This window comes from Sulfurimonas sp., from assembly GCF_026196735.1.
Classification (GTDB): domain Bacteria; phylum Campylobacterota; class Campylobacteria; order Campylobacterales; family Sulfurimonadaceae; genus Sulfurimonas.
Window position 1 is genome coordinate 1 of record NZ_JAPHUF010000006.1, and the last position, 9641, is coordinate 9641.

Genomic DNA, 9641 nt, shown 5'->3' on the forward strand with positions numbered 1-9641 from the left:
AGTTTTCAATGATCTCAAACATCTTTTAGCAGCCTCTTTCGAAGTTACTTAAGTCCTAAACATTAGGTCTCTGTGTTTGTGGATGGGAATTATAGACAAGTCGTGCTTAGTTATTGCTTAACATTCAAAGGTTTGGAAAATATTTTAAAAGAAAAAAGAAAAGTAGATAGCTAAATGCTATTTACTTTCTTCAGGATTTAACTCTATAGATGCAGGTTCTGAGAAATTTGGAACATCATCATATGAAAAAACTGCATAATGTTTATACATGTTAGTATCGCCAAAATTATCATATGTATAATTATCCATTCCTCCGTAAAGTTTTTGTCCATCATATGCAGAGCATGGAATTCTAAAAGGATTTTTTACAACTATCGCTCCTTTATACCCATCATCATCTGGTATATCCCATTCTAGTTTTACAATATCATTTTCGATGCTATATCTTAAATTTTCAACTTTTTGTGGTGCATTGCGGCGCTTTTTAATATAGTTTATGATTAAAGATGGTCTCTTAAGCCTTTTTTCATCCATAAATTCAACTTCTTGATTTTTTGAAAAAAGTTTATGTGATGATGCTGATATAACAAATACTGCTTTAGAATTTCTACCAATATTCTCAATCATTTCATTTATTGCATATCTGTCAAAGACAAATCTTTGCTTTGATTTTACTTTTATATCTGATACACTGATGTCATAACCTATTCTCTCAATAATTTTTCTTTTTTGAATCTTTTCATATGTTTTTTCACCATCGCAAGGCATAATCAGTTCTATATGAAAACGAAGAGTATTTGTTGAGTTTATATCAATAGCATCTATTTCTATATATGCGCTAGAAACTACAGTATTATCCATATCTGGCCATTGAGAGAGATCAAACTCAGCACAAGCATATTTTTTAAATCCATCCTTGTCAAACCCAGCTACCAGCTTATCGTCTAATATTTTAGTTTCTGTTGCTGTAAATTCATATGATGATCTCAGTTCTATTTTGACTTCATCAATAGTATATGAAATATCAAGTTTAGGTCTATATGTTAGTCCTCCACTAAAGTGTCCATATCCAATATCCCATTGCATAAGCTGAGATGCACGATCTAAAGGAAGTAAAGATGGTCCTTCAAGTCTAAAAAGAGCTTCTGAACGAATCAATGATTTTTGCAAAACATTAAGTTCTTGGGTTGCAAATTTATATGTTCTCCAAATACCTTGTGCAAGCTGTGCAGAGCCGGTTGGTCTATCAATATAACTTAATATCTTTGCATTTTTAATATCGTCAAAACTAGCAATGTTTTCTATTGTTCTCTCATCCATCTGTCCAATTCGCCACTCACCAAAATTTTCTACCTGAACAGATACTCTATTCATGGGGTAAAAAGAAATTGAAGCACTTGTTATAATTGCATTTTTTGGTATACTAGAGAGAGAAAAACCACAAACTCCAAAACACTCTCCTTTACCTTCAGAAATACCGACAAACATAGAATTGTTTCCAAAATGACTTGCATTCTTTTTAGTCTTTTCTCCAACATAGCCGATTTTATCTGCTAATGGGTATAAAATTTTTGAAAACATATTCTCTGCAGGATGTGTTCTAACAGCTAACATCTGAGCGTATGGTGATTTTATAAATTTTTCTTTGCAAACTGCTCTGACATAATAATAATAATTAGTAGATTGCGTAAGATTTTTATCGGTATAGGTTTTTAATTTTGTAATTCCGATTCTATTTGATGATTGAGCAAAACCTTTTTTCTTGCTAGAACGGTATATCTCAAAATAGACTGTTTTGTCTTCTATGTAATCCCAACAAAGTTCAACCTCTTTGGAACCTACATTTGTTGAAATAAGGTTCTCAACTCTAGGAAGTGAATTTTCTTTTTTATAATTATTTACCTCTGAGAGAGCATAGATTAATGCCGGAAGATTTTCATCAATATGTTCACTCATATGTTCTAAATAATCACTTATGTTTCTAGTTCCTACTTCTGCGACCAAAGAGAGTGCACCTTGTGAGTAATAAAACTCTCTTCCACTTCCGGAAATAAGACTAACTGGTGGTTTACCCATATGAACACCGTATTCACGACCAGACTCTTTTCTAATCTCTTCTGCCATATTTCCTGCTAATAGGTTTAAATCAATTGCATCAATTGCATCTTCATGAATAAAATTATGTGCCGGAAAAAACACATTTCCCTGCGAATGGTAGTCTAATGCTATAGTAATATTTTTATGAGAAGTAAAAAAATCTCTAAGTGCGGCTGTTTCAGGTTCACTAAAAGCATTTGGACCGGAGTATACATTTGAAGTCGTATCTTTATTTGGAGTAAAGCCTACAGAAAAATTTCTATTTAAATCAACACCGAAACTTCCATCTGCGTTCTTTCTTCTGTTTTTTCTCCAAAATGAGAAATGATTTCTTGAATACTCAAAGCCATCAGGGTTTGCGCAAGGAACCATATACAATGTTGACCTATCTAAAATAGCGTTTAACTGCGGATCATAATCAATATGTTCTAATATGTATTTTGCGAAACTAAGTGAAAGTTCTATCCCTATCCACTCTCTTGCATGAATGGTTCCAGTATAAAAAAGTGCCGGTTTTTGTAAATGTTTATCTATATTTTTTGTGATACTTACTGCGATTATCTCTCTGTCTTCCCAAGTTGTGCCAATAAACTCAACTTTAAAAAGATCTGGGTTTGTTTTTTGTGCTTGTTTAAAAAATTCTACACACTCGTCATAAGAACTATATTGTTGTCTCAAATTATTGCCTTAAAAAAATTAGTTGTTAAAAGATTTAGCCCAGTGGCTAACTTGCTTTTTTGAAGTGAAATGGTACTCACTTAAGTCTTTAAATGTGCTAATTGCACCGTTTTGAATTAATTCTTTAATCTTCACTGCCATCTCTTCTTCCATACCTTGAAGTGTCATAAGTTCTGTTAAAGAGATAGTATTTATATCGTACAACTTACTTTTACTGATTTTTGATGGTTTTGATTCACTTTTCCCTTTTACCATTTTTGGAAGTTTATTTTCAGAAACCGGCGGTTCTATCGATGGAGGCATATCAGAAGGTGTTGATTCATCAGTTAACTCCATACCAAAATTACCTTTGTCAGATAACCAATATACACCATCAGCTGATGGTTCATATTTAGCAAAGTAGAGATGTCTTAAAGTTCTTAAAACAGATGGGTCCATCTTACCAAGCTCTTCCCAAGAAAACAAAGGAACATGTGGAAGTCTAAATCTACCATCACTTAAATCCCACATTATGTACTGACCTATCCAGTCTCTAATATAAGGAAAAGCTGCAAAAGCTGTTGCACATTCAATAATATAAGCTTTATCTGTGTTTTCATCAATACCTATATCACAAGCCCAATATTCAGCCTTTGCCGCCTTAGAAGCTTTTACTGCAAGTTCTAGTGCCGCCATAGGTACATTTTCATATGACATGTCTCCACCTTGAGAAGTGTTAGTTATCCACTCTCCAGAACCTGAATATCTCCAAAATGCACAAACCGGCTTATGACCAATTAGCATTACACGGATATCACCGCTGTCTTTAAGAGGAATTGCATCTTGTGTATAAACAGGCTTATACTTCTTTTTTGCAAATAATTTTGTTGCTTCTTTATAGTTGTCTACTTTATGAACAAAATAACCACCATAATTAGATGGGCCATAACTTCTTTTTACTATCTGCGGATAATGACATTTTTTAAAATGTTTTTCGGCAATTTTATCATCATAAGTAATAAGTGTTTTTGGAGCAGCAATATTATATTTTTCACAAAACAGCGTTACATTTTCTTTAGATTTATTGCAAAATTGAGACTCAATAGACGGAATAAACCTAACATGGGGAAGTGCCTTTGCAATCTCTTTGAAAGTCTCATATGCTGTTGCCGGAATATTTCCAACTAAAACATCGATTTTTTTTCTTTTTACTTCATTAATAAATCTAGTTTTATCATTTTTCCAGTGATAAGTTACAGCTTCGATTTTATCCGGCCAACCTCTAAAGTTACTATAATCAAAAAATCTAAGTACATAATCTAAATATAAAAATCCTATTTTTGGAAGCTTGTGTTTTTTTGCCATTTACTATCCCTTTTTCTTTGTTCTTTGATCTATCAAATCAACAATAAGGTCAATCTTTTTATCATTAAAGTTAAGTCCCATTTTTTCTTGTTCTGGAGTTGCAAATGCTGGAATTCCATTTACCTCTAAAACAATATATTCTTCTTTTTCTCTGTCATAAATTATGTCGACACCAGCTATATCAACGCCGCATGCTTTTGTAGCTTTTTTAGCCAATTTTATAATCTCATCATTTGCTTCTCGCATAAACACACTACCACCGGCAGTGACATTCGTTCTCCAGTCGGTTCCGCTTGCTTTTCTGCCGTAACAACTCACAAATTCACCGTTTACAATATCTACTCTAAAATCCGTATTATCATAATCCACAAATTTTTCTACATAAAAATATCTCAAATCCATTTGGTTTAGAAATGGCATTAACATATCAAGGCTAGCCTCATTCTCAATTTTAGTAAGACCTACTCCGCCCCAACCATCTGTAGGTTTATAAATCATTTTGTCCCATTTTTTAATGATTTTTTTAAGTTCATGCCCATCATCTCTATGGCAAAGCTTGTAATCAGCAGTCTTGACTCCATGATTTCTCAAAACGAATGATGTATGAAACTTATCTTCAGTCAAAGCAAATGATTCGTATGAATTTATCATAGGTACAACACGATTAAGAGCCTGATACAAATATGTCTGATATTGAGTTTGCTCACCTGCATTATATGAGAAGAACAAATCAAGCTTATTAACTTTTACACCGTTATGGTAAATATTAGCATTTTTTGCAATAGCATGCCTGAGATTGATATTATCAATAGTATCTATATCTCTATCTTTAAGTTTTTTGATAATTTTCTTTGCAATCTTATCACCACCACTATTTGTATATAACCACATACCTATTGTTCTATTTGACATATCTACTTCCTTATTTAAAATCTGAATTTTTTATAAAATAAACAAAAAGTTTTTTACTTAATTCTATTCTGCTAACAAAACTCTCTTTGCTTGCTCTCTCATTTATCGTGTGATCACCATCACCAAATGGGCCAAAACCATCAAGTGTTATAACACCGGACGAACTAACTATGTTTGCATCACTAACACCACCACGCTCTTCAGTCTTAAGGGAAGTTCCTGTGATTTTTTCTATGCTCTCAACAAGTCTCAATGACTCTTTTGATGTTTGCATCACATCTCTTTGTATGCCACCCCTAAGTGTTGAGATAGTACCTTTGACATATGATTTTGCTACTATATCGTCTATTGAGTGAAGCACTCTGTCTCGTTCATCTGAGTTTTTATACCTAAGTTCAAAAACCAAATTGGCATGCGGAGAAATTGTATTTGCCCCGATACCGCCTTCTATTTTGCCAACATTAACAGTTGTTCCTTTTGATAAATCTGTTAGACGGACTAACTCTTGAAGTTTATAAGAAGCCTCAAGGTTTGCATCATGTCCATCTGTGTAACTGTTTCCGGCATGCGCAGCTTTTCCCTGTATATCTATAAAAAAAGTCCCTACACCCTTTCTGCCTGTTACTACTTCAAGGTTTACTCCTGCAGCTTCATAAACAAAACAGTAGTCATACTTTTTGGCTAACTCAGCTGTAAGTGTTTTTGAATCATCACTTCCTGTCTCTTCATCACTAACAAGCAATATGTCGATATTTTGAATCTCTATATTTTGTTTTTTTAGTTCTCTAAGTGCAGCAAGCGCTACAATATTTCCACCCTTCATATCGCAGACACCCGGGCCATAAATCCAATCTTCTTCTTCTGAGTAATCCTCAAATTTTCCTTCTGGAAATACTGTGTCTAAATGACCCAACAAAAGCAGTCTTTTGGAGTTTTTATCATGTTTTGAAGTGTAGTAACGATGAGAGCCTATAAGTTCTCTATCATATATTTTTATATTAAATCCAAGTTCACTAAACCAATCATCAAAAACTTTTCCTACTTTATCAACGCCAGGTTTATTTTTTGTGTATGAGTTTATTTGAACAATAGCTTTAAGATCGCGAAGATAGTTCATATAATTTCCATATGTTAATATAATTGAAACATAAGCTGATTATACAGTTTTATTGATTAAAGTTTGAGGTATTAAGATATATTTGTAACAGTGTTATTATGGAGAATAAGAAGAGGTAGATGACTTAGAAGATTATTTTCTTCTAAGTTCTTTGATACGAGCTTTTTTACCTGCAAGATCACGAAGATAAAATAGTTTAGCACGACGAACACGACCGCGACGAATAACTGTTATCTCATTAATTGAATCAGAGTAAATTGGAAAAATTCTTTCAATACCAACAGAGTTAGCACCAATTTTACGAACTGTAACTGTTTGACCAGTTCCTTGACCTCTTTTTGCTATACAAACACCCTCGTAATTTTGTACACGAGTTTTGTCACCTTCTTTAATTCTTACTGCTAAACGAACAGTATCACCAGCACGAAAATCTGGAATATTTTTCTCAGCTGTTTGTGCTTTTTCAAAGTTTTCTATGTACTTATTTCTCATAAGATTTCCTTGTTCTATGCTTTAAAAGCTGCTCCGGTCTGAAGAATTTAGTCTTGCATTCAGACAGAGCTAATTTAAGTAGGCGAATTTTACTATGATTTCCCTTTAAGTATTCTGATGGAACTAAATTTCCTTTATAATCTTTTGGTTTAGAGAAAGATGGTGCCTCTAAGAGTTGTGTTTCAAAACTTTCTGTAGTTAAAGAATCGCTATTGCCAAGCACACCATCCACATTTCTGGCAACTGCATCACATATTACTAAAGAAGCCAGCTCTCCGCCGGTTAAAATGTAGTCACCTATACTAAAAACTTCATCAGCGTATTTTTCTATAACTCTCTCATCAATACCCTCGTATCTTCCACTTACAAAAGCTATATGGGATTTTTTTGCTAATCTTTTAGCATCATTTTGTTTAAAAGGTTTTGCTACCGGTGTTAAAAAGACTACATGTACATCTTCATCTTGAGATTTTAATGCATCTAATGTATCAAACAAAGGCTGTGGATTCATAACCATTCCGGCTCCGCCGCCAACTGCAGTATCATCTACTTTGTTATGTTTAGATTCACTAAAATCTCTGGGGTTTATATACTCTACACTAAATATCTCTTTTTGAATTGCCCGCTTAAGTATAGAGTCTTGGAAGTATCCCTCGACTATATTTTGAAATAGCGTTACGAAAGTAAATTTCATTATGAAGCTTCTAAAATATCCATAGCACCTTTTACAGTGATAATTTTTTTATCTATATCAACACTAACTTTAAATGGTTCTTGAAATGGAATTAGGAAATTTTTAGGACTTCCGGTTTTAACTAAACTCTCATCGGTATTTACATTGAGATAATTAGTTATTGTAATTCTCTCAACTTCATAAACTTTACCTAAAAGCTTTCCATCTTCAAAAACTTCACAATCTTCTAGATCAAACCAAAAATATTCACCATCTTCTAAATGGCAGTTTTTTCTTGTCTCATCTCTTGTTGTAAAAAGTTTTGCGTTAGTATATTTTTTAGCACCTTCAACAGTGTTAATTCCAGCTATTTTGATTGTGCCTCTTTCAAGGTTTACATCATTTAGAGTAATATTTTTTTTTAGATTTGTAAAAAAAGTAGCGCCATTATGGAATTGTTCTGGGAAATCAGTTTTAATATGAAATTTCATATCGCCTTTTATGCCGACAGTTTTGCCGATAGTGGCGATATGAAGAAGTTGTTCTTTAAATTGCTTCGACATTGATACGGTAGCTTACACCATCTTTAGCTTTACAGCCAGAGATAACAGTTTTAATCGCACCAATCATCTTGCCTTCTTTGCCAATAAGCTTACCGATGTCAGCCTGATTGGCATAAAGAAGAATCTCGGTAATTTCATCGCCTTCTTTAACTTCAACTCTTACATCCTCAGGATGAGATGCTATAAGTTTTGCAAACCCAGCGACAAAATCAGATATCATCTTAACGACCTGTTATCTTTTTTACACGGTCACTCATTTGAGCACCTGTGCTTAACCAGTAGTCAAGTCTTTCGTTATCTACTACTAAAACTTTTTCAGCCGGCATTGGATTGTAGTGTCCGATTAGCTCAATCCAACCACCATCTCTACGCTTACGGCTATCTGTTACCGCGATACGATAAAATGGTTGTTTTTTTCTTCCCATACGAGTAAGTCTAATTACTGTCATTTGTTTTCCTAATATATTATTTTAAACGAAATATGAACAAAGTCCATCTTTCTACACTAGCCGCTAAGGCACTAAAGATATTTCTTACGAAATACTAATAAAGTTATTGGGGTTTTTGCAAAATAAAATTTACTAAGTAGTTTTATTGTGCCTCTTACCGCCATTTGGCGTCTTATATCTTGAGTTTCAAGATACCTTCTAATCACAGAGGGATTATTTCAGAAGTTATTACGATGGCGGAATTATAGCGGACTTTTTTCTAAATGTAAAGAGAATGTATTAGTCCATAATATTCATACACAAAACGGCTTCATGGTGGGTACCCCAACATCAAAGATGTTGACCCTTCCATTGCAGGGGTTTTGCTTAACTGAACATTATTTCACTTTTATGATGTTAAATTCCCAATTATATTTTAGAATAAGTCTCTACATGTAAAGAAATTAAAATAAAAAGAGTGATGTAGTTGCAAGGGCTGAAAAAGGAAGCGTACTTTAGTACGCGACGACTGAAGTAACGCAGCAAATGCATTGCTATTTTGATTTTAGCGAGGAATTGCTCCTGCACCGCCCATTTGTCCCATCATTGCCTGAAGGTCTTTCATCCCATTTTTACCTGAAAATCTTTTTGCCATTTTACCGGCATTTTTGAACTGTTTTATCATTCGGTTAATTTCCACAATTTCTAAACCACAACCTTTTGCAATTCTTCCTTTGCGAGAGTTGTTTAATAGATCTGGGTCTTCTCTCTCTTTTAGAGTCATTGATGAAACCATAGCTTTGATGTTTTTAAGTTCGCTAGAGTTTTCCATATCAAAATCTTTAAGTGCTTTTGACATGTTGCCCATACCTGGAATCATTCCTAGCATAGATTTCATACTACCCATTTTTTTCATACTCTCCATCTGCTCTAAAAAATCATTGAAATTAAACTTACCTTTTTTAATTTTCTGAGTCAGTTTTTTTGCTTGTTTCTCATCCATAACACCGGCAGTTTTTTCAGCTAAACCTTCAATGTCTCCAAAGCCCATAAGACGATTTACAACACGCTCAGGCATAAAAACTTCTAAGTCTTGCATCTTCTCACCACTACCGATAAAACGAAGCGGGACTTGAACTTGGCTTGATAGTCCTAAGGCAACACCGCCTTTAGCATCACCGTCATATTTACTTAAAATTACACCGTCTATTCCGATTTTTTCTTTAAAAGTTGTTGCAGTCTTAACAGCATCTTGACCTGTCATAGAATCAGCTACATAGAAAATCTCATCCGGATTTGCAGCTTTTTTAACAGCTTCAAGTTCCTCCATTAGTTCA

General features: G+C 33.8%; 9 protein-coding genes and 1 pseudogene. All 10 read right to left on the reverse strand.

The window, feature by feature from the left end:
* Positions 1-177 precede the first annotated feature (177 nt).
* Positions 178-2775: a M14 family metallopeptidase gene (locus OQK60_RS03245; RefSeq protein WP_297684023.1), complete on the reverse strand. Its 2598-nt coding sequence runs from the start codon at positions 2773-2775 to the stop codon at positions 178-180.
* A gap of 18 nt (positions 2776-2793) precedes the next feature.
* Entirely contained in the window at positions 2794-4119 is a 1326-nt protein-coding gene (locus OQK60_RS03250; protein ID WP_297684025.1) for a hypothetical protein, read from the reverse strand.
* A 3-nt stretch (positions 4120-4122) separates the two neighbouring features.
* Positions 4123-5031, reverse strand: coding sequence for an ATP-grasp domain-containing protein (locus OQK60_RS03255; protein WP_297684027.1), 909 nt, complete (start codon positions 5029-5031; stop codon positions 4123-4125).
* Between the two features lie 10 nt (positions 5032-5041).
* Entirely contained in the window at positions 5042-6148 is a 1107-nt protein-coding gene (locus OQK60_RS03260; RefSeq protein ID WP_297684029.1) for a M20 family metallopeptidase, read from the reverse strand.
* A 132-nt stretch (positions 6149-6280) separates the two neighbouring features.
* Positions 6281-6640 carry a 50S ribosomal protein L19 gene (rplS, locus tag OQK60_RS03265; protein WP_297684031.1) on the reverse strand — a complete coding sequence of 120 codons (360 nt, stop codon included), beginning with the start codon at positions 6638-6640 and terminating at the stop codon, positions 6281-6283.
* Complete coding sequence (gene trmD, locus OQK60_RS03270) at positions 6630-7334, reverse strand: tRNA (guanosine(37)-N1)-methyltransferase TrmD (RefSeq protein ID WP_297684033.1); 705 nt, start codon at positions 7332-7334, stop codon at positions 6630-6632. Before trmD ends, rplS begins: the two co-directional genes overlap by 11 nt.
* Complete coding sequence (rimM, locus tag OQK60_RS03275) at positions 7334-7876, reverse strand: ribosome maturation factor RimM (RefSeq protein ID WP_297684035.1); 543 nt, start codon at positions 7874-7876, stop codon at positions 7334-7336. Before rimM ends, trmD begins: the two co-directional genes overlap by 1 nt.
* Complete coding sequence (locus OQK60_RS03280; RefSeq protein ID WP_297684037.1) at positions 7860-8096, reverse strand: KH domain-containing protein; 237 nt, start codon at positions 8094-8096, stop codon at positions 7860-7862. The genes rimM and OQK60_RS03280 overlap by 17 nt, the downstream gene beginning before the upstream one ends.
* Before the next feature lies 1 nt (position 8097).
* Positions 8098-8325 (reverse strand): 30S ribosomal protein S16, encoded by a 228-nt coding sequence (gene rpsP, locus OQK60_RS03285; RefSeq protein ID WP_297684039.1) that lies wholly within the window; start codon positions 8323-8325, stop codon positions 8098-8100.
* Between the two features lie 544 nt (positions 8326-8869).
* Positions 8870-9641 (reverse strand): annotated as a pseudogene (locus tag OQK60_RS03290) (signal recognition particle protein); the annotation flags it as partial.

Coding starts and splice junctions, on each gene's coding strand:
- rplS (WP_297684031.1), bottom strand. CDS start 6,640: ATGAGAAATAAGTACATAGAAAACTTTGAAAAAGCACAAACAGCTGAG.
- rimM (WP_297684035.1), bottom strand. CDS start 7,876: ATGTCGAAGCAATTTAAAGAACAACTTCTTCATATCGCCACTATCGGC.
- OQK60_RS03280 (WP_297684037.1), bottom strand. CDS start 8,096: ATGATATCTGATTTTGTCGCTGGGTTTGCAAAACTTATAGCATCTCAT.
- OQK60_RS03250 (WP_297684025.1), bottom strand. CDS start 4,119: ATGGCAAAAAAACACAAGCTTCCAAAAATAGGATTTTTATATTTAGAT.
- trmD (WP_297684033.1), bottom strand. CDS start 7,334: ATGAAATTTACTTTCGTAACGCTATTTCAAAATATAGTCGAGGGATAC.
- OQK60_RS03260 (WP_297684029.1), bottom strand. CDS start 6,148: ATGAACTATCTTCGCGATCTTAAAGCTATTGTTCAAATAAACTCATAC.
- OQK60_RS03255 (WP_297684027.1), bottom strand. CDS start 5,031: ATGTCAAATAGAACAATAGGTATGTGGTTATATACAAATAGTGGTGGT.
- rpsP (WP_297684039.1), bottom strand. CDS start 8,325: ATGACAGTAATTAGACTTACTCGTATGGGAAGAAAAAAACAACCATTT.